The 25918-nt window shown below is 67.9% G+C and carries 28 protein-coding genes, 1 tRNA gene and 1 pseudogene; 21 read left to right on the forward strand and 9 right to left on the reverse strand.

Going from position 1 to position 25918, the window contains the following annotated elements; genetic code table 11:
- Positions 1–279: 279 nt before the first annotated feature.
- Both JOD67_RS22305 and JOD67_RS22310 read right to left on the reverse strand, forming a co-directional pair.
- Positions 280–351: transfer RNA gene (locus JOD67_RS22305), tRNA-Val, on the reverse strand.
- A 32-nt stretch (positions 352–383) separates the two neighbouring features.
- Positions 384–842, reverse strand: coding sequence for a TIGR02611 family protein (locus tag JOD67_RS22310; protein WP_205119641.1), 459 nt, complete (start codon positions 840–842; stop codon positions 384–386).
- Between the two features lie 330 nt (positions 843–1172).
- Between JOD67_RS22310 and JOD67_RS22315 the strand changes: the two genes are divergently transcribed.
- The 3 genes from JOD67_RS22315 to JOD67_RS22325 all read left to right on the forward strand — a co-directional run bounded on the left by JOD67_RS22315 (position 1173) and on the right by JOD67_RS22325 (position 3134).
- Positions 1173–1577, forward strand: a complete 405-nt coding sequence (locus JOD67_RS22315; RefSeq protein WP_239553977.1) for an SsgA family sporulation/cell division regulator — start codon at positions 1173–1175, stop codon at positions 1575–1577.
- Between the two features lie 250 nt (positions 1578–1827).
- Complete coding sequence (locus JOD67_RS22320) at positions 1828–2283, forward strand: GNAT family N-acetyltransferase (protein ID WP_205119643.1); 456 nt, start codon at positions 1828–1830, stop codon at positions 2281–2283.
- Between the two features lie 53 nt (positions 2284–2336).
- Complete coding sequence (locus JOD67_RS22325) at positions 2337–3134, forward strand: GNAT family N-acetyltransferase (RefSeq protein ID WP_205119644.1); 798 nt, start codon at positions 2337–2339, stop codon at positions 3132–3134.
- On the opposite strand, the gene JOD67_RS22330 is transcribed toward JOD67_RS22325, so the two are convergent.
- From JOD67_RS22330 to JOD67_RS42430, 3 genes are all read right to left on the reverse strand, one after another.
- Complete coding sequence (locus JOD67_RS22330; protein ID WP_205119645.1) at positions 3131–3970, reverse strand: LLM class flavin-dependent oxidoreductase; 840 nt, start codon at positions 3968–3970, stop codon at positions 3131–3133. The two genes, JOD67_RS22325 and JOD67_RS22330, sit on opposite strands and share 4 nt — an antisense overlap.
- Positions 3971–4119: 149 nt before the next feature.
- Positions 4120–5220 carry a phosphotransferase family protein gene (locus tag JOD67_RS22335; RefSeq protein ID WP_205119646.1) on the reverse strand — a complete coding sequence of 367 codons (1101 nt, stop codon included), beginning with the start codon at positions 5218–5220 and terminating at the stop codon, positions 4120–4122.
- A gap of 78 nt (positions 5221–5298) precedes the next feature.
- Entirely contained in the window at positions 5299–5895 is a 597-nt protein-coding gene (locus JOD67_RS42430) for a ribonuclease FAU-1 family protein (protein ID WP_372442342.1), read from the reverse strand.
- Positions 5896–6331: 436 nt separating this feature from the next.
- On the opposite strand from JOD67_RS42430, the gene JOD67_RS22345 reads away from it, so the two are divergent.
- From JOD67_RS22345 to JOD67_RS42005, 3 genes and pseudogenes are all read left to right on the forward strand, one after another.
- Positions 6332–7402 (forward strand): phosphotransferase enzyme family protein, encoded by a 1071-nt coding sequence (locus JOD67_RS22345; RefSeq protein ID WP_205119648.1) that lies wholly within the window; start codon positions 6332–6334, stop codon positions 7400–7402.
- A gap of 66 nt (positions 7403–7468) precedes the next feature.
- Positions 7469–7804: pseudogene (locus JOD67_RS40330) on the forward strand (hypothetical protein); the annotation flags it as partial.
- A complete protein-coding gene (locus JOD67_RS42005; RefSeq protein WP_307782502.1) occupies positions 7805–8545 on the forward strand; it encodes a VOC family protein in 741 nt (246 codons plus the stop codon).
- Here JOD67_RS42005 and JOD67_RS22355 read toward each other — a convergent pair.
- Complete coding sequence (locus JOD67_RS22355; RefSeq protein ID WP_205119650.1) at positions 8542–9498, reverse strand: phosphotransferase family protein; 957 nt, start codon at positions 9496–9498, stop codon at positions 8542–8544. The genes JOD67_RS42005 and JOD67_RS22355 overlap by 4 nt on opposite strands.
- Before the next feature lie 259 nt (positions 9499–9757).
- Between JOD67_RS22355 and JOD67_RS22360 the strand changes: the two genes are divergently transcribed.
- The 8 genes from JOD67_RS22360 to JOD67_RS22395 all read left to right on the forward strand — a co-directional run bounded on the left by JOD67_RS22360 (position 9758) and on the right by JOD67_RS22395 (position 16515).
- A complete protein-coding gene (locus JOD67_RS22360) occupies positions 9758–10564 on the forward strand; it encodes an ArsR/SmtB family transcription factor (protein WP_205119651.1) in 807 nt (268 codons plus the stop codon).
- Between the two features lie 15 nt (positions 10565–10579).
- The gene (locus tag JOD67_RS22365; protein ID WP_205119652.1) at positions 10580–11020 is read left to right on the forward strand and encodes an SRPBCC domain-containing protein; all 441 of its coding nucleotides are present in this window, start codon (positions 10580–10582) and stop codon (positions 11018–11020) included.
- Between the two features lie 17 nt (positions 11021–11037).
- A complete protein-coding gene (locus JOD67_RS22370) occupies positions 11038–11520 on the forward strand; it encodes a DinB family protein (protein WP_239553979.1) in 483 nt (160 codons plus the stop codon).
- A gap of 181 nt (positions 11521–11701) precedes the next feature.
- The gene (locus JOD67_RS22375; protein ID WP_205119653.1) at positions 11702–12337 is read left to right on the forward strand and encodes a GNAT family N-acetyltransferase; all 636 of its coding nucleotides are present in this window, start codon (positions 11702–11704) and stop codon (positions 12335–12337) included.
- Between the two features lie 10 nt (positions 12338–12347).
- On the forward strand, positions 12348–12959 hold the full coding sequence (locus JOD67_RS22380; protein ID WP_205119654.1) for a class I SAM-dependent methyltransferase: 612 nt from the start codon (positions 12348–12350) through the stop codon (positions 12957–12959).
- Between the two features lie 37 nt (positions 12960–12996).
- Positions 12997–14394, forward strand: coding sequence for a dihydrolipoyl dehydrogenase (gene lpdA / locus JOD67_RS22385; RefSeq protein ID WP_205119655.1), 1398 nt, complete (start codon positions 12997–12999; stop codon positions 14392–14394).
- 118 nt (positions 14395–14512) lie between these two features.
- On the forward strand, positions 14513–16090 hold the full coding sequence (locus JOD67_RS22390; protein WP_205119656.1) for a carboxylesterase/lipase family protein: 1578 nt from the start codon (positions 14513–14515) through the stop codon (positions 16088–16090).
- Positions 16091–16332: 242 nt separating this feature from the next.
- A complete protein-coding gene (locus tag JOD67_RS22395) occupies positions 16333–16515 on the forward strand; it encodes a hypothetical protein (protein ID WP_205119657.1) in 183 nt (60 codons plus the stop codon).
- Positions 16516–16611: 96 nt separating this feature from the next.
- Here the strand turns inward: JOD67_RS22395 and JOD67_RS22400 are convergent, their stop codons facing one another.
- A complete protein-coding gene (locus JOD67_RS22400) occupies positions 16612–16749 on the reverse strand; it encodes a hypothetical protein (RefSeq protein ID WP_205119658.1) in 138 nt (45 codons plus the stop codon).
- Positions 16750–16994: 245 nt separating this feature from the next.
- Here JOD67_RS22400 and JOD67_RS22405 point away from each other — a divergent pair, with 245 nt between their 5' ends.
- The 7 genes from JOD67_RS22405 (at position 16995) to JOD67_RS22435 (ending at position 24740) form a co-directional block, all read left to right on the forward strand.
- Positions 16995–18548, forward strand: a complete 1554-nt coding sequence (locus tag JOD67_RS22405) for an Hsp70 family protein (RefSeq protein ID WP_205119659.1) — start codon at positions 16995–16997, stop codon at positions 18546–18548.
- Between the two features lie 13 nt (positions 18549–18561).
- On the forward strand, positions 18562–19548 hold the full coding sequence (locus JOD67_RS22410) for a tetratricopeptide repeat protein (RefSeq protein WP_205119660.1): 987 nt from the start codon (positions 18562–18564) through the stop codon (positions 19546–19548).
- A gap of 2 nt (positions 19549–19550) precedes the next feature.
- Complete coding sequence (locus JOD67_RS40340) at positions 19551–20471, forward strand: tetratricopeptide repeat protein (protein ID WP_205119661.1); 921 nt, start codon at positions 19551–19553, stop codon at positions 20469–20471.
- Entirely contained in the window at positions 20462–20944 is a 483-nt protein-coding gene (gene grpE / locus JOD67_RS22420; protein ID WP_205119662.1) for a nucleotide exchange factor GrpE, read from the forward strand. Before JOD67_RS40340 ends, grpE begins: the two co-directional genes overlap by 10 nt.
- A 75-nt stretch (positions 20945–21019) precedes the next feature.
- The gene (locus tag JOD67_RS22425; protein WP_205119663.1) at positions 21020–21556 is read left to right on the forward strand and encodes a hypothetical protein; all 537 of its coding nucleotides are present in this window, start codon (positions 21020–21022) and stop codon (positions 21554–21556) included.
- 66 nt (positions 21557–21622) lie between these two features.
- Positions 21623–23590: a threonine--tRNA ligase gene (gene thrS, locus JOD67_RS22430; RefSeq protein ID WP_205119664.1), complete on the forward strand. Its 1968-nt coding sequence runs from the start codon at positions 21623–21625 to the stop codon at positions 23588–23590.
- A gap of 181 nt (positions 23591–23771) precedes the next feature.
- Positions 23772–24740: a PDDEXK family nuclease gene (locus tag JOD67_RS22435; RefSeq protein ID WP_205119665.1), complete on the forward strand. Its 969-nt coding sequence runs from the start codon at positions 23772–23774 to the stop codon at positions 24738–24740.
- Between the two features lie 67 nt (positions 24741–24807).
- Here the strand turns inward: JOD67_RS22435 and JOD67_RS22440 are convergent, their stop codons facing one another.
- Complete coding sequence (locus JOD67_RS22440; RefSeq protein WP_307782503.1) at positions 24808–25212, reverse strand: RidA family protein; 405 nt, start codon at positions 25210–25212, stop codon at positions 24808–24810.
- Between the two features lie 74 nt (positions 25213–25286).
- Positions 25287–25904, reverse strand: a complete 618-nt coding sequence (locus JOD67_RS22445; RefSeq protein WP_205119666.1) for a hypothetical protein — start codon at positions 25902–25904, stop codon at positions 25287–25289.
- Positions 25905–25918 lie beyond the last annotated feature (14 nt).

The raw sequence follows: 25918 nt of genomic DNA on the forward strand, positions 1-25918 counted from the left end.
TCCGGGGCTCGGCCCCGGGGGGAACGACAAAGGGCCAGTGGGGGGAGCGGCGAATGCCGCGACCACTCGGCCGGCTCGCGGCCATCACGATTCGCGGGTCCGGGGCTCGGCCCCGGGGGGAACGACAAAGGGCCAGTGGGGAAGCGGCGAATGCCGCGACCACTCGGCCGGCTCGCGGCCACCACGATTCGCGGGTCCGGGGCTCGGCCCCGGGGGGAACGACAAAGGGCCAGTGGGGAAGCGGCGAATGCCGCGACCACACTGGCCCGAGGACCTTTGTGGGCGATACTGGGATCGAACCAGTGACCCCTTCGGTGTGAACGAAGTGCTCTCCCGCTGAGCTAATCGCCCCGGTTGGTGCCTGAGAACTTTAGCGTATCGCGTCACTTGGCCAGGGACCGCACCCAATCCGCGATGGACAGCACGGGGGTGGGCCAGCCGAAGGCCGCGACGTATGCCCAGACGAGCAGACCGGCGGCGACGATGACGGCCACGGCGATCAGGATGTTGCGGCGGCGTACGCGTGGATCCAGCGCTTTCTCCGCCGCGAGCTTGGCCTTCTCGCGAGCCCAGTGCAGCAGTCGTTCGGCCCAGGAGAACTCCGTCGCCAGGATCGCCAGGCCGAGGAGCAGCGCGAGCCAGCCGGGGCCGGGGGTCACGAACATGATCAGCCCGGCGACCACGAACAGGGCGCCAACGACGAAGACGCCGATGCGCCAGGTGAGGTCGAGCGGCTTGTTGTTCCGGATCCTCCCGCGGACCCGTACGTGCAGCTTCGGGCGCGACGGATCCGGAGGGGCGGGCGGGGCCGTCGGACCGGACGAAGAGTCGTCTTCATGCATTGACGACACGACCTCCCCTCCGTTACTCTGCGTCACCGTCGCTTGTGGGTCCATCCCAGTCTGACACTGCCACGCCGAAGCCGCCGAGGCAGGTTGGCGGCGAGTTGATCAAGGCCCGAGATTGACTACGAAAGGTGACCTCGTCTCAATATGTGAGAAGAATCATGGTGCGAATCGGCCAGAGTAGGACGCACCGCCCCACGCCAGTTTGGGTGTTTGGGCAAGGTGAGAGCAGACTCTCGCGCTATGGCTTTCCCGCCGGTTCCGCCCCACCCACGGAAAGGCCCCCAAGCAGAAATGGAAGCTGCCGCCAGCACGGTGACCCATGCATTGCCCCTGCGTCTGATCGACGGTTCGGGGGTCGCGTTGAAGCTCACCGCCGAACTTCGCTACGACGCGACCGACCCGTACGCGGTCGACGCCATGTTCCAGACTGGTGAGCCCCGCGGTGTCCGCTGGGTGTTCGCCCGGGAGCTGCTGTCGGAGGGAATCTTCCGCCATAGCGGCGAGGGTGACGTGCAGGTCTGGCCGTTCGTCGACAATCACGGACGGGCCACGGTGCTCATCGAGCTCCGGTCGCCCGACGGCCAGGCACAGCTCCAGGCGCCCGCCGATCGGCTCAGTGCGTTCCTGCAGAGTACGTACGCGATCGTGCCGCGCGGCGCCGAGAGCGACCACATCGATCTCGACCTGATGGTGTCCACCCTCCTGGGAGAGTCCGACACCACGGCTTGAGCCTCAGCGGTGTCCGCGTGCTGGCGACACCGTCGCGGTCAGAACGTTCGTGAACGAGATCACGCGGGGAAACACTCCGATCACCCATGGTGATACCCGCTGCCTCCGCCGGGCGGCGATCCGCCGCTGTCGATCATCGACCAGGCCCCGCCGGCCGAGCGGGGCGAACCGCCCGAACGGTTACTCGCCGCACATCCCCGGCGGCGAAAACCGGTTGCCGCACGGCGCCCGCGAGGCCTACTGATGGGGCATGCCCGAGACGACCGTGACGCCGGCGACGCTGCACGACGTGGACTTCCTCATCCGCCTGCTGGGTGACGTCTACGGGCGCGATCCGGACGAGCAGGCGCAGGCGCACAACGACGCCAGGACGCAGGGCGACGTCATGGACCAGGTGCTCGGCATGGTCGAGAACTCCACCACGTACATCATCCACGCCGCCGGCGAACGAGTCGGCCGCCTCCGCGTCGTCCGCACGCCCGAACGCTCCCACCTCGCCGGCATCCAGATCCATCCCGCCCATCAGGGCAGCGGGATCGGCACGACGGTGATCACGTCGGTGCTGGCGGAGGCTCGGGAGCGGAACGTGCCCGTGGAGCTCGAGGTCGCGAAGGACAACCCGAACGCCGAGCGTCTCTACGTTCGGCTGGGCTTTCGGCGCTTCGGTGAACAAGGCAACGACTACCTGATGACCACAGCGGTATAGGCCACTAGGTGGCCCGTACGGGTGCGATCCTCGGGTGATGGAGGTGGTGGCGAGTGCGCTTCACCACGAGGGAACTGTCGAGGCGGACGTTCGCCGACTTCGAGGCGTTCCACGCCAGTGTCCACAGCTGCGGATGCATGCTCTCTCTTCGTGGCCGCCATCTCTCGCCGGTCGCGGTGACGGCGGAGGAACGGGCGAAGCTCCTCGGCGCACCTGACCGGTCCAAGAAGAAGTTTCCCCACCACGAATGGTGGATGGCGCGGAACGTGGCCGAGATGAAGGAGTTGGTCTGGGCCGGTCAGGCGCACGGAATCCTCGTTTACGCGGACAAGGAGCCGGTGGGCTGGTGTCAGTTCGGTCGCGCCGAGGAGCTGCCGATCGTACGGACCGAGAAGACGCCACCGAATCGGATCGCTCGCGATCCCACGTCCGAGTGGCGCATCACCTGCCTCACCACGCGTCGGGACTTCCGAGGGCAAGGCGTGGCGACCAGGGCGTTGACTGCCGCGGTGGAGGCGATCCGAAAGAAGGGCGGCGGCTGGATCGAGTCGACGCCGGTCGCGTACCCACAGTCCAAGCGCGAATGGCGCAAGATCAAGCGCACGTACGGTATCCGGTCCGAGGAGATGAAGGACTATCTGAAGACCTGGCCGACGAAGCACATCCCGGGCGTCGGAACGGTCAAGGCCGCCCTTTCCACCAGCCAGACCGCCGACTACAGAGGTGTCATGACCATGTTCGAGAACCTCGGGTTCAAGCCGACCCAGCGCGACGAGCACGGCAGCTCGCCGAACTGGTGGGCACCCTACGACCTGGTAGTCATGCGCCTGAAGGTTGACGGAGCCGCCTAGGTCCGTGCGCGTATGGGTCCACTCTCTATTCGGCTCCGGGCGGCGTCGAGTGAGGTGGTCGGCTCGATGTACTCGTGCCACCAGTCGGCGTCCGCCTCTGCAAGCGAGGTCACGTAGTCGACCTCCGCGCGTAGATCCTGACGACGTTGACGGCCGCCGACCGCCACGACGAAGCCATCGTCGCCACGTCGTTCCCGCGCAGCCTGGCGCAACGCTCGTACATCATCGGCCGCCAGGGCCGTATTGGGTGGAACGCCGTACAGACAGGCACCATCCCAGCGGAGTGCCCGTTCGCGCGGCCCTGATCGGGCGTAGCAGCCACCGACCCAGATCGGAATGCGTGGGCGCTGCACCGGACGTGGACGCAGCGTGACGCCATGGAGGTTGAGGTAGGCACCGTCGTAAGTCACGGGATCGCCGGACCAGAGTGCGGAAAGGACTTCGAGGGACTCGTCGAGTCTGGCTGCCAGCGTTCGTGAATCCGACCCCTCGCCGACACCCTGAAAGTCATCACCGCTCGGGTCACCTGAACCGACCCCGAGGATCATCCGCCCGCCGGAGAGGTGGTCGAGGGTCATCGCTTCGGCGGCGACCTTCCAGACGCGTCGCCGAGGCAATGGCGTGACGAGGAGGCCGATTGTCACGTGCTCGGTCGCTACCGCGATGGCCGCGAGCGCGACCCAGGGATCGTAGGCATCGCCGCCGCTGTGGAAGAACACGTAGTCCTCGAGGAACACGCCGTCCCAGCCAGAGCGCTCGGCGAGGCCGGCCAGCTCGGCCATCATGCGTGGGTCACCCCATGGCCCGGCAGATGAAATGTCCAGCCCGTACCGCATGACGCACCTCCTGGCAGAGGAACGTAGCGATGCGCACCGACAAGGCGACCTCGCTTAGGCGTGCGGCGGCTGCTCGTGTACCGGTGCGACCGTGCGATCCGCGCAGCTGCACCGCAATGCGTGGACAAGCGTGGGCGGCATGGGCGTACTTAGGGTGGGTCGTCCTGACCAGCGGCTTGCCGTCGTCGTGCACATGGGCCAGAAATGGCAGAGTTCGTGAGCCCGCACGACACCACGGCACCGGAAGACCTGCGCACGGACTTGTTCGTCCCCGTCGGGTAGGCGGGGCGGTTCGATCCCGGCGTCGCCAGCCATGGCCTGGCGGGGTTGGCGTTGGCTAGTGCCTTCGGCAGTCGCGGATCGGTCCCATCTGTCTCAACCAGGGTGGTCGCATCCAGGAGCCCCCAGAACATTTCGACGACCGCGAGATCCGGTAGGTCGTTACCGCGGGCCGTGACGTAGGCCTTCCACATGCTGCTTCGCAGTTCTCGTTTGTCGCGATGCACTCCGACGCCACCCACTCCGAAGTTGAAGTCGAGCAGCGGATGGCCGAAGTGCAGCGCATCCCAGTCGACGACCCCGGTCACCCGATACCGGTGGTCGAGCAGGAACTGCCCCTCCGAGAGTTCTCCGTGGACCGTGACCTGGCCCATCGCGCCGACGGCGGAGAGCACGTCCAGCCAAGCGTTTCTTGGCACCTTGCCGAGATACGGCGACAACAGGTCGGATGCCCATGCAACCGTTTCCTCGACTGACGCCGGGTCGATCCACAGCCCAGCCACCCGTGGTGGCTCCCGATGCGTTGGAGCCGCTGCCAGCGCGGTTGGGGTCGGTATGCAGTGCCACTCCGCGATACGTCGACCAAGATCGGCTAGCGCCGTCGCCGCATCGCCCGCGTCGAGCTGGTCGATCATTGCGTCGTAGGAGTTGCCAGGAACGCGGCTCAGCTCGAGAAACGGATAGGGCGAGATGCCTGCCTCGCGGTGCAGTCCGACCAGCCGCGGAGCGACCTTGAGCCGGGTCTCTGTCAGAACGTGAGCTTCGCGTTCGATGCCTGGAACCTCGCCACCGTGGCGGGGAAAGACGAACACGCGGTCGGGTGCCGCTACGACCAGCCGGTGCCAACCGGACGTGATCAGCCTCAGCGGAACGTGCACCAGCTCGAATCGTGACCTCAGCATCGCCTCCTGCGGAGGGATCAGCAGGGCACGAAGCTCCGCAAGCTGCTCGTTGGAGCGATGACCGACCATGCGGTCACTGAACCGGCCACGATGGCACTGAGCAAGCTAGTTTCGGGTGCATCCCAGTCGGCGACAGCCTCGGGGTTTCTAGATGTCGGCGGGAACCGTGAGTGTGTTGTCCGGCAGGACGGGCAGCGGCCAGTCCTCGTCTCGCCGCCACGACAACCATCGTTCATCGAACGGTCCGATCCGCTGGTCGAGCAGCGCGAGCACTTGCTCACGTGCCAGCTGCAACTGCCGGTGCTCGACGTCACTGATGATGCCGAGGTGGCGCCCCTGCGCGTACTCGCCTTCGTCCTTCCACTGATAGGACCTGTCGGGCTCGATGACCAGATCGAGCAGAAGGTCGAAGGTGTCGATCCCGATCGGAGTGCGTTGGAAGGGACGTTCGAAGTTGACGTACCACATCACCAGCTCGCCGGCGCCACGAAAGAAGAGGTCGACGCTGAAGTACGCGCCGGGCATCAGGAGGGACAGCTTCGTGTTGGTGTCCCAGGTCCAGGCGGCCAGCTCCCACTGTCCGAGGCCAGGTTGGGTAGCGCGACGTCGCGAACGATCTCGTCCCTCCGAGATGACGAGAGAGCAGCCTGGTGGGCCGGAGCGAGCTTCTCCACCCCAGGCCAGAGCGCCAATGCGAGAAGGTCGTCGCTCTCTCTCACAACGCGAAGCGGCGTAGCCGTCCATACCTTGCCGCGGAACACATCGCGCCGCACTGCAGTGCTGCCTGCTTCGAAGTGACCGGATCCCGAGAGCGACACGCCCCGACCCTACGTGAGTTCCGCCTGGGCTTGCCGCCCCCGAGCCAACCGCCAGTGACTTTCACCAACCTGGGTTAGGCATGGACGACTCTGATGGCGTCACTGCCCGCACGCTGCCGCCACTGCGGGTGCTGGTACATCGCCCTTGGACGTACGTCCGCTTCTTGTGCGGTCCTTGACGAACGTACGGCGGCTCAGGAAGATTTGCCGTACGGCGACGACCGGTCGCCGAGCTGTGGAGCGTCCGCCCTGGCCGGGGCTCCATTGGCGAAGGGGAATTTGCCCTCTCGGTCGTCGATCTCACAGGCCATTCTCCGACACCGCGTCGCTGGGGGACGAAGGTGTTTCCGAGGAGGCTTGTCATGACCAAGGACGCCAGTTTCAAGAAGGTCGTCCGGCGCCACGCCAAAGAGACTGGGCAGCGTTACACCGAGGCGCTGACGGAGCTCGAAGGTCTCGATGCGCGCATGCGCCACGAGCCCGCCGCCGACCGGTTGCTCGCGCATCTGCGAGGCCGATACGGCATCGACCCGGTCGCGGCGACGAAGCTGAGTCTGCATGCCACGTACGTCTTCCGCATCGACCGGAACGACGGCAACCCGTGGATCGCGCGTGCGTTTCCGCCCGCCCGGCCCAGGTCCGGAGCTGAGGGCGACGCCGCCATCCTGCGATTCCTCGAGCGGCAGAGCTATCCCGCCGAACGGCTCGCGGTCGACGACGCGGTGTCCGACTTCGAGGGATGCGCGGTCCTCGTCACCGAGTTCGTCGAAGGCGAGCTCCCTCCGAAGGGCAGCGAGATCGCCATCATGGCTGACCTACTCGGACGGCTGCACGCCCTCCAGTACGACGAGGACGCCAGCCGCCCGGGTGGGGCGTGTGGCGAGGACCCAAGCCGGGAAGGCGCCCCGCGTCAGGACCTGCTCGCCGCGCTGTCGTTCCTCGACGCGGTAGACACGAAGGTCGCGGCGGCACATCGCCAGCGATTCGAGCAGCTCCGAGACCAGGTGCGCGACGCTGACGACGGCGACGGTCTCCCCGAGTCATTGCTCCACGGCAACATCGTCGGCGCCCCCGATCACGCCATCGTGAGCGAGCACGGACCGGTCGCGATCAACTGGATGGCGTCCGGGCGTGGTCCGCGACTCACCGACTTCGCGTACCTGATGTGGGGAACGTGGCTCAATCAGGAGGAGATCGACGCGGGCGTCACCGCGTACCGCCGACACGTCGAGCTTACCGACGACGAGCTCGACCGGCTCGAGGCGGTGATGCGCATACGTCCGCTGTACCTCATGGCCGGCGTCTATCGGCGTGACATCGACAGGCATCACGACGGTGGCGCCAAGGTCGACTGGAAGTGGTTCGATCCCGAGTACATCCGCGCGGCGGCAGCCGCGACCCGAGCCGCGTTCCGGCGGGTAGGACATGGTTAGCGCGAAGCAGTTCGAGGAGACCGGCGGCACCGAGGACTGGCGGGTGCTCGCCGCCGGGGCCAGCAGTTGGTACGACGCGCCGACGCACGCGGCCGGAGCCGAGCTTCTGCGCGGCATCGTCGACGCGGCTGGCGAACGGCGGCTGGATCTCGACCTCCGCCAGAACGGGATCCACGTGCGGATCCCGTTCGGCCCGAACGGGCTGACAGCCGACGACGCCACCCTGGCGCGCGCGATCTCCGGGGTGGCGCGAGGCCTGAGGTCCGATCCGGCGGCCCGGGGATCCGGTTCAACCGGACCGATCAGCCGCGCCCGCTGCGCAACCGGATCCACTTCGACGTCATCTGGGCCTACGACCGAGCCAACACCGAACGGGCGTCGGTCCTCGCCCACGGCGGTCACGTGGTCGACGACGAGCAGGCGTGGGTGATCGCCGACCTCGAGGGGAACGAAGTGTGCCTGCCGCTCGGACCTACCGGAATCCTAGGCAGGGAAGCGGAAACGGAGGACTGGCGCGACATGGGCTGCGGGCTCGCCTGCTACCCGACGGCATCGATCCGCGAGTCCGTCGACCTCGCCGCGACCGTTGCCGACCTCGCGGACGACACGGGTAAGGCGCTGATGGTGGACGTACGCCCCGGCGCGGTCGTACTCGACTCGGGCAAGGACCAACAGGAGACCGAGGACTTCGCCAACGACGAGCGGTTCATGGAGCTCGCTCGTCGGATCCAGGCCGCGGCGCGCGGGATGGGGCTCACCGCCGAGCCGGCTCCCCGGCTGCGGTTCCTCCAGATCGCGATCGACGCGGTCGAGGTGCCCGCGGTACGTGCGTTCTGGATGGCCGTCCTCGGCTATCGGCACGGGCCGTACGAGCGCCTGCTTCAGGACATCTACGATCCGCGCCGGCTCAATCCCGTGGTGTGGTTCCAGCAGGTCGACGCCAAGGACGAGGCGCGGTGGGCGCAGCGCAACCGGATCCACTTCGACTTGTACGTCCCGCGCGACCAGGTACAAGCTCGGATCGATGCCGCGACGGCGGCCGGTGGTCGAGTGGCGAGCGACGCCCATGCGCCTGCGTGGTGGACGGTTGCCGATCCGGAAGGGAATGAGGTGGATCTTCGTCCCGGTCGGGTAGGCCGCTAGAGACCCGCCACCAGGCTGCGGATCAGCTGGTTGGAGCGCTTGATGCAGGCCTGGTCGTTCTCTTCCACGCCGATTTCCAACGAGCCAAGCGCGATGATCAGGGTGTGCAGGTCCAACTGCCGTCGGTACGTCTCGTCGGCCGGCGCGCCATAGCCGGCCAGCAGCGGCGGTAGGTCTAGCTCTGGGCCGCGAACCCGGAGCACGGCCAGGTCGTGGACCGGGGCACCGGGCTTCGAGTCGCCGAAGTCGATGATCCCGCTCACCTGCACGGCCGCACCGTCTCTGCGGCCATCTGTCACGAAGATGTGCTTCGGGCTGAGGTCGCCATGACACAACACCCATTGCTCGCAGGGAAAGTCGCGGACGTACGTCTCGAGCAGCTCCAGCATTCGGTCGAACTGATCGGCCGAGAACCCGCCGGCAAGCATCAGGTCACGTGCCGCCCGTCGGTCAGCCAGGTCGGCCGACATCGCGGTCGGCCAGTCGCGTTCGTCATCGACCTGGACCCCGTTGATTCGGGCGATCAGCTCGCCGATCTCAACGAGCACGTCGTGCCGTTGCCGTTCCGAAAGGCTATCGACGATCTCGCCGAGCGGACGGCCGGGCACCGTGCGCTGCACCATGACGGGAAACTCCGAGCCGTCGATCCCCACCATCTCGTGCAGAAGGATCTCCGGTGCTGGTACGCCGACGGCGCGGGCCAGGTCGATCGCCGCGGCCTCGCCCGCCGAAGCGGCGAAGGACGTGTCGTGGTCGAACCGCAGGATCCTGACCACCACATCCTGCCCGTCGGCGCACCAGACCCGGTAGACCTCGTTCGAGTAGCCCTCGACGATCCTGTCCACCCGGTCGATCCCGGCTCCGACAGCACGGCGTACGACCTCGGCGAGGACCGAGCGTGGCGTACTCACCTGGGCGTGCTGCCATTCCACATAGGAGCCGAGCGGTGACATGCCGGCCATTCCACCAGCACGGGCCTCCGTGGATCAACGAGTTTGACGGTCACCGGTTCGGAGTCGAAGCACAGGCCAGCCTGGGTGGTGGACGGTTGCCGATCCGGAGGGGAACGAGGTGGATCTCGTCGTCGCTTCGGCGTGATGCCCTTACGCGGAAGGGCCGGTGACCCGAACCGTATCGGCGGGTTGACATGCAGCCAGAAGGCTGCCTAAGGTCATAGGCAGCCGAACGGCTGCCTATTCGAGGAAGGTGAGCATGGACGAGGTGTTCAAGGCGCTCGCCGACCCGAGCCGCCGGCGGCTACTCGACCGCCTGAACGCCAAGAACGGGCAGACGCTGCGCGAGCTCTGCGAAGGGCTGGACATGGCCCGCCAGTCGGTGAGCAAGCACCTCGCGATCCTCGAGGCCGCCGATGTCGTGACCACCAGCTGGCGCGGCCGGGAGAAGCTGCACTACCTCAACGCCGCGCCGATCAACGCGATTGCCGATCGGTGGCTCAGCCAGTACGACCGAGCCCGCGCGGGAGCGCTCGCCGATCTACGGAAGGCATTGGAGACACCCGAGATGACAAGCCCCGTGTTCGTCTATGCGACGTACATCAACACCACGCCGGAACGACTCTGGCGCGCGCTCACCGAGCCGGAGTTCACCCGGCAGTACTGGGGCGGCAACGCACTCGGCTCGGACTGGAAGGTCGGCTCGCCGGTGACGTGGCAGTTCGCACCGAACGAGGAGTTCCGCGATCTCGGGCAGATCGTGCTCGAGTCCGATCCGTACCGGCGACTCTCGTACAGCTGGCACGGCTTCCAGCCCGAGCACCAGCAGTTCTTCGGCTGGACCGATGCCGAGTTCTCCCAGTACCTGAAGGAGAAACAGTCGAAGGTCGCGTTCGACATCGAGCCGGTGGACGGGGCCGTCAAGCTCACCGTGACGCATGACGACTTCGATCCCGACAGCATGATGCACAAGGCGATCAGCGGCGAGATCAACAACGCCGGATGGCCGAATCTGCTGTCCCACTTGAAGACATTCCTCGAGACTGGCGAGCCGCTCCCCTCCTAGAAAGGACATTGAGAGATGAACGTCAAGGTGCACATGGGCATCCGCCGCCCGCCGGCGGACGTCTTCAAGGCGCTCGTCGACCCAGAGGTGACGACGCGGTTCTGGTTCACGCACAGCACCGGCCCGCTCGAGCCCGGCGCGAAGGTCGAGTGGCGGTGGGAGATGTACGACGTCTCCTCGACCGTCCTGGTACGCGAGTTCGAGCAAGACCGTCGACTCGTGTTCGACTGGGGCGACGGTACGACGGCCGAGTTTCTCCTTACCCCGTGGGAGAAAGGTACGTTCGTCGTCCTGACCGAGACCGGGCACCAGGGAACTCCGGAGGAGATCGCGGAGACCGTCGCCGGGTCCACCGGAGGGTTCAGCTTCATGTTGGCCGCCTGCAAGGCGCTGCTCGAGCACGACGTCGAGCTGCGCGTCGTGCTCGACCACATTCCACCGGGTGTGACTGTCTAGCCCGTACGCTCGTGGCGATGACCACGCAACGATGCCGTCCCGCCGGCGATGCGGACGAACGAGCTATGCTCGCCGGCTGGCTCGACTGGCAGCGGGCGACGGTGCGGGTGAAGTGCGCCGGGCTGTCCGACGCCGACGCGTACCGGTCCTTGCTGCCCTCGCCGCTGACGACGGTCGCTGGGCTGGTGTCGCATCTGCGATCGGTCGAGTACGGATGGTTCGAATGGAGCTTTCTCGGCGGACCCGAGTCGGGACTGGACGACTGGAAGGTGTCCGGCGTACCGCTCACGCAGCTGCTGGACGACTACGACGCGCAGTGCGCGCGGTCCCGGGCGATCGCCGCCGCGCACGACCTGGACGAGCTCGAGGCCTGGGCGCCGCCCGGCCTCGAGCTCGTCTCGCTGCGCTGGATCGTCTGCCACCTGATCGAGGAGACGGCCCGCCACCTCGGGCACCTCGACGCGATCCGCGAGCTCATCGACGGGACCCGGGGGAGCTAGGCCGTGTCTCTTAACTATCGCCTGGCGCGCGACACCTCGCATCCCGCCTGGCCGCGGTGCACGTCGTCACCCATAGGACAAACTATGAATTCCTCCTGCACCACGCCCAGCCGGGCCCGATGCGCCGCGCGCCATCGCGCGGAGCGCGATGACCGACGCTACTTGAGAGACACGGCCTAGCGTGCAAGCGATCACGACGACGCGCCTGCGGCTCGAACCCGTCGGTCCGGCCAACGCCCATGACCTCTGGCTCGTGCACAACGATGACGAGGTGGCGTCCTGGTACGACAACGCGCCACCGAGCATCGAGGAAGCCCAGCGGCGTGCGGAGGACATGGGCGACGCATGGCGTCTGCAAGGTGTGCACAAGTGGATCGCGTACGCCCGCGACACCGGCGACGTCGTCGGCCGCGGCGGTGTGGCGCGCACGCCAGTGGACGACGACTGGGGCCAGCTCTACACGTTCCTCCCGGACGAACCATGGGTGCGGGAGGCGCACCAGAGCAGACAGCCGTTCGTCGCGCACGCGCACTGGCTCGAGGTCGGCTGGGCCCTTCGCCGCACGTTCTGGGGCCAGGGCTACGCGTCGGAACTCGGCAAAGCTGGCCTCGCATACGCGTTCGACGTTCTCGGCATGCGCGCCGTCGTCTCCTGCACGATCCGCCACAACGCCCGCTCCCGAGCCGTCATGGAACGCATCGGCATGAAGTACGCCGGTGAGATCCGCAGCCGCGGCCTCGTCGAAGGCACCACCGAAGAGCAGGACGACGCCCCCTACGCCGTCTGCGTCCTGCTCCGCGACGAATGGATTCCGTAGGGTTCCTCCCATGAGTGACGTGGTGGGGGAGACGCAGCGGACGTACGACCGGATCGCGGCGGAGTATGCCGAGCACAAACGCCGGCCTTACACGCCGCTGACGAAGTACTACGAGGCGTTCGCCGCCCACCTGCCGCGCGGTAGCGCGGTCGCTGACATCGGTTGCGGGCCGGGCGAGGAGGTGCGGCTGCTCCGCGAGTACGGCTTCACCGCTTTCGGCTTCGACTTCTCCGCCGGCCAGCTACGGGCCGCCGGGGTCGTGGGTCTGACGCAGGCCGACATGCGCGACCTGCCCATCCGCACCGCCTCCGTCGACGGTGTCTGGTGCCAGGCCGCGCTGCTGCACATCCCGCGCGCCGAGGTGCCGACGGTGCTCGCCGAGTTCGCTCGGATCGTCCGTGACGGCGGCAGGCTCCACCTCATGGTCGCCGAAGGGAACGACGAGGGCTGGGAGCAGGCCTCCCACTATCAGGCGTCGGATCGGCAGCGCTGGTTCACCTATCACCGGGAGCCCGAGCTGACGCATCAGCTCGCGGAGGTGGGGTTCGCGGTCGACGCGGTCGATCGACACCGGTCGAATCGCGAGTGGCTGATCCTGGGCGCCGCCCGACGAGCGCACTGAGCCGGTCCGTCGCTCGGCGCCGGGTACGGTCGGTGCCATGAGCACACACTTCGACCTGGTGGTCCTGGGCGCCGGCCCGGGTGGGTACACGGCGGCGGTGCGGGGCGCGCAGCTGGGGCTACGGGTGGCGGTCGTCGAGGAGAAGTACTGGGGCGGCGTCTGCCTGAACGTCGGCTGCATCCCGTCCAAGGCGCTCCTGCGCAACGCCGAGCTGGCGCACCTGTTCACCCACGACCGGGAGACGTTCGGGATTCAGGGCGAGGTGACGTTCGACTACGGCGCCGCGTTCCGGCGCAGCCGGACGGTCGCCGACGGCCGGGTCAAGGGCATCCACTTCCTGATGAAGAAGAACAAGATCACCGAGCTCGACGGCCGCGGCACGTTCACCGACGCGAAGACGCTGCGGGTGGCGCTCACCGCGGGCGGCGAGGACACGGTGACGTTCGACCACTGCGTCATCGCGGCGGGCGCGACGACGAAGCTGCTGCCCGGGACGAAGCTCTCCGAGCGGGTCGTGACGTACGAGGAGCAGATCCTCACCGAGCAGCTCCCGTCCAGCATCATCATCGCCGGCGCGGGTGCGATCGGCGTCGAGTTCGCGTACGTCCTGGCGAACTACGGCGTCAAGGTGACGATCGTCGAGTTCCTCGACCGGATGGTGCCGCTCGAGGACGCCGACGTGTCGAAGGAGCTGGCGCGGCAGTACAAGAAGCTCGGCGTCGAGGTGCTGACGTCCACGCGCGTCGACGCGATCGACGACTCCGGCGCGCAGGTCGCCGTGACCGTGACGGCGTCCGACGGGCAACAGCGCGTTCTGCAAGCGGACAAGGTGTTGCAGGCGATCGGCTTCCAGCCGCGGGTCGAGGGGTACGGGCTCGAGACGACCGGTGTGGCGTTGACCGAGCGCGGCGCGATCGCGGTGGATGGTCGCGGGCGGACGAACGTCCCGCACCTGTACGCGATCGGCGACGTGACCGCGAAGCTGATGCTCGCGCACGCCGCCGAGGCGATGGCGATGATCGCGGCGGAGACGATCGCCGGCGCGGAGACGATGGAGCTGGACTTCGCGATGATCCCGCGGGCGACGTACTGTCAACCGCAGGTTGCCTCGTTCGGCTACACCGAGGCGCAGGCCCGCGAGCGGGGCTTCGACGTGCAGGTGGTGAAGTTCCCGTTCACCGCGAACGGCAAGGCGCACGGGCTCGGCGACCCGGTCGGCTTCGTGAAGCTCCTCAGTGACGGCAAGCACGGCGAGCTGCTCGGCGCGCACCTGATCGGGCCGGACGTCACCGAGCTGCTGCCGGAGCTCACGCTGGCGCAGCAGTGGGACCTCACCGTGCACGAGGTCGGCCGGAACGTGCACGCGCACCCGACGCTCGGCGAGGCGGTCAAGGAGGCGGTCCACGGCCTCGCGGGACACATGATCAACTTCTGAGCCAGCTGTAATCGCGAGCGCTTTGTCCGTTAATGTCCCCGTTCTGAACTATCGTCCAGTGCGGCGCTGGCCTTGCGCCAGTGCCGGCATGGGATCGGAACGGGGTCGAATTGCTCGCATGAAAACATCCTGGCGAGGCCGTCTCGGCCGCGCGGCGCTCGGCGCCTGCGCGGCCGCGGCGTTGATAGCGAGTGCCGTACCCGCGTCGGCGGCATCCGGCGGCGCCCCACCGGTCGTCGCGACGGACCACGGTCTGGTCCGCGGCACGGAGGCGGACGGCGTCCGTACGTACGAGGGCATCCCGTTCGCCGCACCGCCGAAGGGCGCGCTGCGCTGGACGGCGCCGCAACCGGCGCCACGTTGGGCCGGCGTCCGCGACGCGACGAAGCCGCAAAGCCCGTGCCCGCAGGCACCCGGCGAGGTGCCCGGCGGCAGTGTCGAGGAGGACTGTCTCTACCTGAACGTGACGACGCCCGCAGCCAAGCAGCACAAGCCCAGGCCGGTGATCGTCTGGATCCACGGCGGCGGCTACACCAACGGTGCCGGATCGTCTTACGACGCGAACCGCCTTGCCAGTAAGGGCAACGCGGTCGTCATCACCATCAACTACCGGCTCGGCGTGTTCGGCAACCTGACCTATCCCGGGCTGAAGGACGGCGGAACGTTCGGCCTCCTGGACCAGCTCGCCGCGCTGAAGTGGGCGCGCGCCAACGCGAGGGCGTTCGGCGGCGACCCGCACAACGTCACGGCCGCGGGGGAGTCCGCCGGCGGGATGAGCATCTGCGCGTTGCTCACCTCGCCGAAGGCGAAGGGCGCGTTCGACAAGGGCGTGATGCAGAGCGGTTCCTGCTTGCTGCACTGGACGAAGAACACCTGGTATCCCGGCCTGCCCGGCTTCAAGCCGTACTACGCGGCGAAGGACGCGCAGGAGTTCGCGACGGAGGGTGCTGCCGCGCTCCAGTGCACCGACGCGGCGACGGCCGTGGACTGCCTGCGTGGCAAGGAGGTCGAGAAGCTCCTCGCGCTCGAGGTGCCGTTCAACGCGCCGTCGTACGACAACAGCCTGCTGCCGCGCGATCCCGCCGAAGCGTTGCGGGCGGGCCGGTTCCAGCGGATGCCGTTGCTGTCCGGCGGCAACCGCGACGAGGCCAACGGCTCGGCGGCCGCGATCGAGGCCGCCGGTCACCTGACCGAGGACGCGTACCAGGGCCTGCTGGCGGACTCGTTCGGCGCGGACGCCCCGAAGGTCGCCGCCCGCTACCCGTCCAGCGCTTACCAGTCGCCGGCCGCCGCCTGGGGCGCGGTCGCGACGGACCGCGCGTGGGCCTGCCCGACGCTCGAGGGCAACCGGCTGCTCGCGAAGCGGACCCGGACGTACGGGTACGAGTTCGCCGACCGCACGGCACCGCCGATCACCCCGGCGCCGCCCGGGTTCCCGACCGGTGCGTCGCACGCGTTCGACCTGCCGTACCTGTTCGACCTCGGCGGACAGCACCTGCTCACGACACCGGCGCAGGAGAAGCTGGCGGACCAGATGATCGCGAGCTGGACCGGGTTCGCCCGGACCGGGCACGCGCCGTGGCCGCGCTTGCGGGCGTCAGCGGACGTGCCGTACGTCCAGTCGCTCGACCACGACCCGGCGGGCGCGGACATGGCCGAGCGGCACCAGTGCGACCTGTGGAGCACGATCCCGTAGGGCCGCACCGGTGCCGGGACAGGATCAGCCGGTGTGGACCCTTGACGGTCTGGCGGTTCTTGTCCTCGCCCTTCGCGAGCAACGCCCACGGGGACGAGGCCGGGGTCGGCGCGGCGTAGTCGAGGACTCCGTCGGAGCCGACTCCGGTGATCCCGGGCACCGGCTGCCACCGGTCGCCGGCCCAGCGGACGAGGCTCACGCTGGCGTAGCCGGAGAAGAACTCGTACCTGTTCGCCCACACGGTGCCGCCGGCGGCGACGCGTGGCTCGTACGACGTCCGCTGCTGCCCGTCGTCGACCGCGGACCAGGCCTGGCCGTTCCAGCGCAGCGGGTTCGCCTTCACGTCGCCGTTGCCGCTGTCGGCGACCACCGGGCCGCGTGCCCAGGCGTCGTTCGGCCCGAGCGGCACGACCGACGCGCCGTAGCCGGGTGACGGGAGGGCCGTGAACGTCGTGCCCGAGGTGCGCAGCCGGCCACCTGGGACGGCGTGGCCTTCGTCCAGGCGATGCCGTCGAAGTGGATCAGCCGCTCGCGTTCGGGGTGTTGAGGGTGTAGCTGGTCCAGCCGTCGGCCGCCTGCACGGTGGGTGCGAGGCCGCCGAGAACGAGGGCGGCGGTACCGGTCAGGACCGCGCCGACCCTGGCGAGTGCTGTGCTCACGGGTTCAATCCTCCCGTGGTGGATTCCCGAACAGACGTTCGGGATGCAACGATGTAAACGCCGGTTGGCCCGGGCACGCAGCCGCCGTTCAGGTGGTCGAACGAGGTGAACCGCTGGCCGCGGCGATTCGTGCTTCTGGGTGCACTCGACCGTGCCAGCGCAGTGCCATCGGAGCGCCATCCGGCTGCCTGGTCGCCCTTCGGCTACGTTGTGTGGCGACCAGTCGGCGCGGAGAGGTTGCACACGTGGGACACACGATCGGGATCGACCTGGGGACGACGTTTTCGGCGGCGGCGATGGTCAACCAGTTCGGCAAGCCCGAGATCATCATGAACCGCGACGGCGAGAACATCACGCCGTCGGTGGTGATGTTCCAGGGCGAGATCCCGATCGTCGGAACGATGGCGAAGCGATCGGCCGCGACGTCGCCGCTGGACGTGGTGCAGTTCGTGAAGCGGTCGATGGGCGACCCGGCGTGGCGGTTCGAGACCTCGGGCGGGACGTCGTACCGGCCGGAGGAGATCTCGGCGATCATCATCAAGCGGCTGGCCGAGGACGTCGAGCTCGCTCTGGGCGGCTCGGTGACCGATGCGGTGATCACTGTTCCTGCGTACTTCGACGATGCGCCGCGGCGGGCGACGATCGACGCCGGGCGGATCGCCGGTCTGAACGTTCGGCGGGTGCTGAACGAGCCGACGGCGGCGGCGTTGGCGTACGGCGTCGACACCGCGGTCGACGGGACCGTGCTGGTGTACGACCTCGGCGGCGGGACGTTCGACGTCACCGTGATGCGGGTCGGCGGCGGCGAGTTCGAGGTGCTGGCGACGCACGGCGACCGGAACCTCGGCGGGTTCGACTTCGACAACCTGCTGATGCAGCTGCTGAACGAGCGGTTCGTGGCCGAGGGTGGGTCGTCGCTGCTCGACGACGACATGGCCGAGGCGGACCTGCGGGACAAGGCGGAGATCGCCAAGCGGAGCTTGACGTCGGTGGAGCAGACGCGGGTGGTGCTGGCTGCTTCTGGCGTCTCGAAGGTGTTGACGTTGACGCGTGCGGAGTTCGAGGACGTGACGTCGTCGTTGTTGTCGCGTACGCGGGACATCGCGTCGATGGTGGTGGAGGACGCGGGGCTCGCTTGGCCTTCTGTCGATCGTGTGCTGTTGGCCGGTGGGTCGACGCGGATGCCGACGGTGCGTTCGATGATCACTGCTCTGGCGGGGCGCGATCCGGAGCGTTCGATCAACCCGGACGAGGTCGTGGCCCTGGGGGCGGCGATCCAGGCTCACCTCGTGGAGCTGGACGACGCCGAGGCCGGGTCGGGGTCGTCGGACAACCTGCCGGTGTTGGCGTCGTCGGTGACGCGGCCGCGGATCCGGGACGTGACGTCGCAGGGGTTGGGGGCGTTGGCGATCAAGCGGTCGTCGGACGACCCGGAGGACATGGAGAACGTCGTGATCATCCCGGCGAACTCGAAGATCCCGGCGACTTCTGCGCAGACTTTCGAGACCGTTCAGGAGCAGCAGACGCGGCTCAAGGTCGAGGTGACGCAGGGGGACGACACGGACCCGGCGTACGTGCGGACGATCGGGGAGCAGGTGCTGGACATCCCTTCGTACCGGCGCGGGGCTCCGTTTGAGGTGGTGTACGCGTACGACATCGACCAGACCGTGTCGATCGCGGTGAACGACCTGACGTCGGGGCAGCCGGTGGGCACGTTCGAGGTGCACAACGTGGCGAACATGTCCGAGTCCGAGGTCGAGGCGGCCACGGACCGGATGCGCGCGCTGGACCTTGCCTGAGACGATCTGGGGCGTGGCGGACTACTACGAGCTCCTCTCGGTGTCGCGTACGGCGACCTCGGAGGAGATCCGCGCCGCCATCACGGGGCAGCGCCGGATCTGGGTGCGGCGCCAGTCCAGCCCTGACCTGGAGAGGCGCGCGGAGGCGGAGCAGCGGGTCCGCGACATCGACGCGGCGGAACGCACGCTGCTGAACGCCGAGCGGCGACGCGAGTACGACCAGCAGTTCCAGCCGTCGGAGCAGCCACCAGAACCAGCCGAGCCGGCCTGGCCGCCGCCAGAGAACGAGCCGCCAAGCAAGCCGAGGTCGTTGGTATGGGACCGCCTCGACGACACGGAGGATCATCTGTGGAGGGGAGAGGACTACCTCGACGCGGGCAAGTGGGACTTCGCAATCGCCGAGTTCGAGTATGTCCTTGAACGAAGCTCGGACGGGGTCGACCGTCTCAAGGCGAGACGTGGCTTGGCTGCCGTTGCCTCGGCGTCCGGTCGGATCGAGGAGTTCCTGAGACCGCTGGAGAAGGCGGTGACCGACAAACCCCATGATGACGAGGCCAAACAGACGCTGGTGAAGGCGCTCTACGACTCGGCTATCGTCGTGCTCTCCTATGGACCCGCGATCCAGACGAAACGGCAATGGCGGATCTTGAGCGACCGGCTGCGCCGGATCAAGCGCCTGCGGCTGAAGGATCCGCGGACGAAGCTGCTCACGAAACAGCTGCAGGAAATCCGCACGGGTGCGCGCCGGGCCAGATGGCACGTGACGATCATGCCGAGCTGGTATGTCGGGTTGGCCGTCGTCGCCCTTGTCCCGAGCTTCCTGTTCCGGGGGCTGTTCGGCTATGCGCTCAGCGCGCTGCTCCTGATATTGATCGGGGTCGTGTGGGTGATCAGGCATCGGACCTTTGGATGGAAGAAGAAGCCGACCCGCAACCGAGCGAAGTACACGACTCCTTCGGCGCCATCCTCGATGCCGCTGTATCCCTATGACGGGATCTGACGGTGGCTGACTACTACGAGCTGCTCGACGTCCGGCGGTCCGCGACGCCGGACATCATCCGTGCTGCTATCACGGCTCAGCGGCGGATCTGGGTGCGCCGGCAGTCGAGTCCGGATCCGGTGCGGCGGACCGAGGCTGAGCAACGCGTCCGCGACATCGATGCGGCTGAGCGGACGCTGCTCGACCCGGAGCGGCGGCGCTCCTACGACTCCCAAGGTCCGGCGCCGGAGCCCGTCCGTAAGGAGACGAGGATCGAGCCGACGCGGCAGCCGCCGCCGCGGCCCACCACGACCGGCAACGTTCCGGAGATCGGTTCCGCCGCGTTCCACATCCGGCGCGGCGACCGGCTGCTCGACGAGGGTAAGTGGCCGCTCGCCATCGCGGAGTACGAGGCCGCCCGCGAACGGGATCCGGAGAGTGTCGAGGCGCTCGAAGGCATCGCGCTCGCGTACTTCCGCTCCCACCGGGTCAACGAGGCGCTCAAGGTGCTCGACCAAGCCCTCGCCGAGCAGCCGGACAACGAGAACGTCAAGCTCACCATGATGAACGCGCTCTACCAGTCCGCCCTCGACGAGGTCGGACAAGACCAGCGCATCACCTCGCGACGCGAGCTCAACGCTGTCAAGAGCAGGTTGCGCCGGATGCGCAAGGTCGGCGCCAACGACCGCCACTCGCCGATGATGATGCAACACCTCAACGACATTCTCCGCACCGCACGCAAGGCGAACTGGCGGCCGAGCTTCCACAAGAAGTGGTACGCGATCCTGCTGACCGGCTCGCTGTTGCTCGCGGCGTCGCAGCAGACGACGTTCTCGTACGTCATGGGCGGCATCTTCTTCGCCGCGTTCGTCGCCCTGTACGTGGTCCGGCACCGGGTCCCGAACTGGCGCATAGACAGAAGGAACACGAACAGATGGCGTTGACCGAACCCGGAGACGAGCTGCAACGACTGGCGACCGAGGTCGCGGAGCTTCGCGACCTGTTCCAGCGACGGCTGCTGGACGACCGTTCCAAGCAGACGATGTACGACGAGCTGTACGGGCAGCTGAAGTTCGCCCAGCAGGGGTTGGCCGAGCAGTTCATCGCCCCGATGGTCCGTGAGCTGCTGCTCATCGTCGACCGGCTCGACGCCCTCACTGCCGCGGTGCCCGCGGAGTCCGGCGACCTGCTGGACTCCGTGCGCGCGGAGCTGCTCGAGGTTCTCCTCAGGCGCGGCCTGCGGACCGTCGACGCCGAGGGCGAGGCGTTCGACCCGCGGCTGCACGAGGCGGTCGAGCGGACACCGGTGACCGACGACGCCCAGGTCGGCCGCGTCCTCGCCGTACGTCGACCCGGCTACCAGCTCGAGGACCGGCTGCTCCGCCCCGCTCAGGTGAGCGTCGGATATCGCGCCTGAGATGGGCAGTCGCGGCGCTTGATCTAGGTGGCGATTGCCGTCGCGACAGACCGGCCAGACGGCTGTGATGGCGGTATGGAACGCACACGTGTCGCCGGAGTCGCCGCCCTCCTGGGTGGGCTCCTCATGTTCGCTGACATCGCGCTGGGCCTGTTCGACGGGCTCGGGCGCGGATACTTCGCCGTCGCGCTCGTGCTGACGGCCTGCCTGGCCGTCGCGGTGGTCGGCTCGTTCGTCCCAGGTCCGCTCGCGATCGTCGGAACTGTCGTCGCGCTGGCCGGGCTCGCGCTGTGGGTCGCGGAGTACGGGGCGAAGCTGCTGGTGGCGGGGACAAGGTTCGGGAACGGGTTCGACATCGGCGGCTCGATGCTGCTCGCGCTCGGCATGCTCCTGCTGGGCATCGCCGTCGTGCGGGCTCGCCGGACCGCGGGCTGGCAACGATGGGTGCCGCTGGCCGGCAGCGTCTACTTCTTCCTCTCGATCATCCCGCAGGTCACGCTGACCGAGTCAGGCGCGAACGGCGTGCTGCTCGGCGCGTGGGGACTCACCTGGGTCCTGCTCGGCGTGGCGCTGCTCACGGCCCGGGTCGGTGAGCGCCGACTCGTCGGCTGACCTCGCGGGACGGGCGGATACGATCGGGCCGTTCGCCCCATCTGTGTCTTTGTCGAGGGAGTCATCGTGTCCGAGTTCAACGTCACCGTCATCCTTAACGGCGAACGTGCCGAACGGGAGACGACGACGGACACGACGGCGTTCGACCTGTTCCGCGACGACCGCGCGGTGATCGCGGCGCGGGTGAACGGCGAGCTGCGCGACCTGGCGTACGTGCTCGCCGCTGGGGACGAGGTCGAGCCGGTCGAGATCTCCTCCGCTGACGGGCGCGCGATCCTGCGGCACTCGACCGCGCACGTGATGGCTCAGGCGGTGCAGGACCTGTTCCCTTCGGCGAAGCTCGGCATCGGCCCGCCGGTGGAGAACGGCTTCTACTACGACTTCGACGTGCCCACGCCGTTCACGCCGGAGGATCTGGAGCGCATCGAGACCGCGATGCGGCGGATCATCAAGGACCGGCAGCGGTTCTCGCGGCGCGTGGTGTCGGATTCTGATGCTCGCTCGGAGCTTGCTGCTGAGCCGTACAAGCTGGAGCTGATCGGACTCAAGGGCGGCGCCTCGTCCGACGACGGGTCGTCGGTCGAGGTCGGCGGCGGCGAGCTGACGATCTACGACAACCTGCGCGGCGACGAGGTGGCGTGGAAGGACCTGTGTCGCGGGCCGCACCTGCCGACCACGCGGCACATTCCGGCGTTCAAGCTGATGCGGGTCGCGGCGGCGTACTGGCGGGGTTCGGAGAAGAACCCGCAGCTGCAGCGGATCTACGGCACGGCGTGGGAGTCGAAGGACGCGCTGGGCGCGCACCTGGAGATGCTCGCCGAGGCCGAGCGGCGCGACCACCGGCGGCTCGGCACGGAGCTGGACCTGTTCTCGTTCCCGGAGGAGATCGGGCCGGGGCTCGCGGTGTGGCACCCGAAGGGCGGGATCATCCGGCGGGTGATGGAGGAGTACTCGCGGAAGCGGCACGAGGAGGGCGGGTACGAGTTCGTGTACACGCCGCATCTGACGAAGGCCGCGCTCTTCGAGACGTCGGGGCACCTGGAGTGGTACGCGGACGGCATGTACCCGCCCATGGAGCTCGACGAGGGCCAGACGTACTACATGAAGCCGATGAACTGCCCGATGCACGTGATGATCTTCGGTGCGCGGGGGCGGTCGTACCGCGAGCTGCCGTTGCGGTTGTTCGAGTTCGGGACCGTCTATCGGTACGAGAAGTCGGGTGTCGTGCACGGTCTGACGCGGTCTCGTGGGTTCACGCAGGACGACTCGCACATCTTCTGCACTCCCGCGCAGCTGCAGGACGAGCTGTCGTCTTTGTTGGACTTCGTGGTGGGGCTGCTGCGGGACTACGGGCTGACCGAGTTCACCGCTGACCTGTCGACGCGGCCGGAGAAGTTCGTCGGGGAGATCGCTGAGTGGGACGTGGCCGAGGCGGCGCTGGAGGAGGCGCTGAAGCTCGGCGGGATCCCGTACACGATCGCCGAGGGCGAGGGTGCCTTCTACGCGCCGAAGATCGACATCCACGTGAAGGACGCGATCGGGCGGAAGTGGCAGCTGTCGACGTTGCAGGTGGACTTCCAACTGCCTTCTCGGTTCGACATCGAGTACCAGGCTTCTGATGGGACGCGGCAGCGGCCGTACATGATCCACCGGGCCTTGTTCGGGTCGGAGGAGCGGTTCTTCGGGATCCTGCTGGAGCACTACGCGGGCGCGTTCCCTCCCTGGCTCGCGCCGGTGCAGGCGGTGGCGATCCCTATCGCCGAGCGGCACTCTGCCTATCTCGACGACGTGGCTCGGCGGGCGCGGGAGCGGGGGATCCGGATCTCGGTCGACACCTCCGATGACCGGATGCAGAAGAAGATCCGGAACGCGCAGACCCAGAAGATCCCGTACATGCTGATCGCGGGCGACCGCGACATCGAATCCGGCGCGGTGTCGTTCCGCTACCGCAACGGCGAACAGAAGAACGGCGTCCCCGTCGACGAAGCCATCACCGAAATCGTCGACACCATCGAACGCCGCCTCCAAGTCTGAGCCCGCGCCGTGATCATGTACGTGATCATGAAGGGGAAAGTGGCGTATATGACGGCTACGCCTTCACGATCACGTACATGATCACGGGCCGGATTCGTGCACAGGGGCGTTTCTGGGGCGGTCGTCCACAGATCGGGTTCGAGGTACGGATCTGACGTGAGGGTCGGCGCACCCTGGTCCCATGGTCAGTTCCCTCCCCTCAGAGCTCGAGGCGTTGCTTGTTCATCAGGCTGGCGTCGTCGACACTCAACAGCTCCGTCAGCACGGCTTCGGATCGAACGACGTCGCGAGTCGAGTCCGAAGCGGACGATGGCAGCGGCTCCTGCCGCGGGTGTACGCGACGTTCAGCGGTCCGATCCCCAGCGACGCAAGGACCTGGGCCGCGTTGCTCTACGCCGGACCTGGGGCCACCCTCAGCCACCAGAGCGCCGCTTGGGTGTGGGGGCTGACCGATGGGCCGAGCGATGTTGTCCAGGTGACCATCGGAGTCGATCGACGACGGCTTGCGAACCTGGGATGGGTCCGGATCCACTACGCACACCGGCTCGAGTGGTCGAGGCATCCGACCAACGTGCCGGCGGTGACGACAGTCGATGACACCGTTCTGGATCTCGTGGATCGCGCATCGACGCGCAGCGAGGTGGTCAGATGGGTGACGCGGGCATGTCAACGCCGTAGGACGACTCCGGAACGGCTTGCGCTGACGTTGGACTCGCGCAAGAAGATCCGGTGGCGCGACCTGATGCAGGCGATCCTGGCTGACGTCTCGGACGGCGCCGAGACCCCGTTGGAGATCGCCTACGTTCGGCGGGTGGAGTCTTCGCACGGCCTGCCGCGGGCTCATCGGCAGCGTCACCGGCGAGTGGGCGGGAAGTCGCAGTGGATCGATGCCGAGTACGAGGCTTTCGGTCTCATCGTGGAGCTCGACGGGCGCGTTGGCCACGTCGAGGACGGTGCGTTCCGCGATCGACAACGAGACAACGTCTCGACCCTGCGCCGACGGAGCACGCTCCGCTACGGCTGGACCGAGGTGTACGACAGCCCCTGCGCCGTGGCCGCTGAGATCATCGACATCCTTCGTCGAAACGGCTGGTCCGACGACCCCAAGGCCTGCGGTCCGACCTGCCAACTCCGCGCTGCCGCGGCGTGATCATGTACGTGATCGTGAAGCCAAACTGGCGTATAGGACGGTTACGGCTTCATGATCACGTACATGATCACAGGGCGACGGTGAGGTCGAGCTCGATGAGTTGGTCGGTGAAGCCGAGCTGGGCTACGCCCAGCAGGGTGCTGGCGGTGGTGAAGGCCTTGGCCAGTGGGGTGGTGTGCAGCGTGCGCCAGACGGCTCCGAGCTGCAAGGTTTCGGGGCTTACGACGTAGATCACCGAGCGGACGACCTGCTCGGGCGACGCGTCGATGGCCTTCAACGCGGCCAGGGCGTTCGAGGCCACTTGGACGGCCTGTGCGTCGTAGTCGCCGGCTCCGACGAGCTTCCCGGCCGCGTCGAGCGGGCACTGGCCCGCCAGGTACGCGGTGCGGCCGGACTCGGCGATCGTGATGTGGTGGTAGCCCGGCGTCTCGTGCAGCTCGGGCGGGTTCAGGCGAGAGATCCGAGAGGTCACGAGCCGCAGTCTGCCCGAACCAGCCCAGCAGAGTCGCGTCGATATCGCGCCGTCAAGCAACCCTTGACGAGGGGTCAGGCACGCACCCCGGTCAGCGTGAGCGTGAGCTCGTCGGCGTACCCGTCGTTCGAACGGCCACCGGAACGGGTGAACAGCAGCATGATCCGGGCCCAACGGCTGTACGGCGGAACGGTCCCCGTCGCGCGCCGCTCGACGAACCCCGTCAACACCGTCAGGCTCGAACGGTCCGCCGCCGTCGCCGGGCCGAGTACGACCAGCCCGGTCGGGTTGCCAGAACGGTTGCGGAACTCCAGCGACAATCGCGCGCCGTCCTGCTGCCCGGCGCACCCGCCGAGCCACCCGCTGAACGAGAACCGCACCCGCGCCTTGTCGATCCCCGACGGGTCCGGCAGCACGATGTCCTGCGCCAGCCGGGTCCGCGGAACGGGGCCGCCGCCGAAGAACTGCCGCCCGCGCTGCGACGGGCCAGGATCAGACAACCGCGGATAGCGCGAGCCGGCGTCGTACCGGATGACAGTGGCCTCGCCGTCCAGAACGTGCCAGCCCGGGATCGACGCGACGGGTCCGCCCGTTCCGCCTGGTCCGTCCTCCGCGCCTGGGTTGGCGATCAGGTTCGGCGTCGCCGGGAGCTCGGCGTCGACGACGAGTCCCGCCCTTCTGTCAGCCGTCATGCGGACATCTCAGC

This window comes from Tenggerimyces flavus, from assembly GCF_016907715.1.
Lineage (GTDB): Bacteria > Actinomycetota > Actinomycetes > Propionibacteriales > Actinopolymorphaceae > Tenggerimyces > Tenggerimyces flavus.

What these genes read in the sequence shown, in the direction of transcription:
- JOD67_RS22345 (WP_205119648.1), top strand. Translation starts at nt 6,332, where the DNA reads ATGACCAAGGACGCCAGTTTCAAGAAGGTCGTCCGGCGCCACGCCAAA.
- JOD67_RS22425 (WP_205119663.1), top strand. Translation starts at nt 21,020, where the DNA reads ATGGAACGCACACGTGTCGCCGGAGTCGCCGCCCTCCTGGGTGGGCTC.
- JOD67_RS22335 (WP_205119646.1), bottom strand. Translation starts at nt 5,220, where the DNA reads ATGGTCGGTCATCGCTCCAACGAGCAGCTTGCGGAGCTTCGTGCCCTG.
- JOD67_RS22445 (WP_205119666.1), bottom strand. Translation starts at nt 25,904, where the DNA reads ATGACGGCTGACAGAAGGGCGGGACTCGTCGTCGACGCCGAGCTCCCG.
- JOD67_RS22360 (WP_205119651.1), top strand. Translation starts at nt 9,758, where the DNA reads ATGGACGAGGTGTTCAAGGCGCTCGCCGACCCGAGCCGCCGGCGGCTA.
- JOD67_RS22370 (WP_239553979.1), top strand. Translation starts at nt 11,038, where the DNA reads ATGACCACGCAACGATGCCGTCCCGCCGGCGATGCGGACGAACGAGCT.
- JOD67_RS22380 (WP_205119654.1), top strand. Translation starts at nt 12,348, where the DNA reads ATGAGTGACGTGGTGGGGGAGACGCAGCGGACGTACGACCGGATCGCG.
- JOD67_RS22435 (WP_205119665.1), top strand. Translation starts at nt 23,772, where the DNA reads ATGGTCAGTTCCCTCCCCTCAGAGCTCGAGGCGTTGCTTGTTCATCAG.
- grpE (WP_205119662.1), top strand. Translation starts at nt 20,462, where the DNA reads ATGGCGTTGACCGAACCCGGAGACGAGCTGCAACGACTGGCGACCGAG.
- JOD67_RS42430 (WP_372442342.1), bottom strand. Translation starts at nt 5,895, where the DNA reads ATGGACGGCTACGCCGCTTCGCGTTGTGAGAGAGAGCGACGACCTTCT.
- JOD67_RS22365 (WP_205119652.1), top strand. Translation starts at nt 10,580, where the DNA reads ATGAACGTCAAGGTGCACATGGGCATCCGCCGCCCGCCGGCGGACGTC.
- JOD67_RS22320 (WP_205119643.1), top strand. Translation starts at nt 1,828, where the DNA reads ATGCCCGAGACGACCGTGACGCCGGCGACGCTGCACGACGTGGACTTC.
- JOD67_RS22355 (WP_205119650.1), bottom strand. Translation starts at nt 9,498, where the DNA reads ATGTCACCGCTCGGCTCCTATGTGGAATGGCAGCACGCCCAGGTGAGT.
- JOD67_RS22330 (WP_205119645.1), bottom strand. Translation starts at nt 3,970, where the DNA reads ATGCGGTACGGGCTGGACATTTCATCTGCCGGGCCATGGGGTGACCCA.
- JOD67_RS22390 (WP_205119656.1), top strand. Translation starts at nt 14,513, where the DNA reads ATGAAAACATCCTGGCGAGGCCGTCTCGGCCGCGCGGCGCTCGGCGCC.
- JOD67_RS22310 (WP_205119641.1), bottom strand. Translation starts at nt 842, where the DNA reads ATGCATGAAGACGACTCTTCGTCCGGTCCGACGGCCCCGCCCGCCCCT.
- lpdA (WP_205119655.1), top strand. Translation starts at nt 12,997, where the DNA reads ATGAGCACACACTTCGACCTGGTGGTCCTGGGCGCCGGCCCGGGTGGG.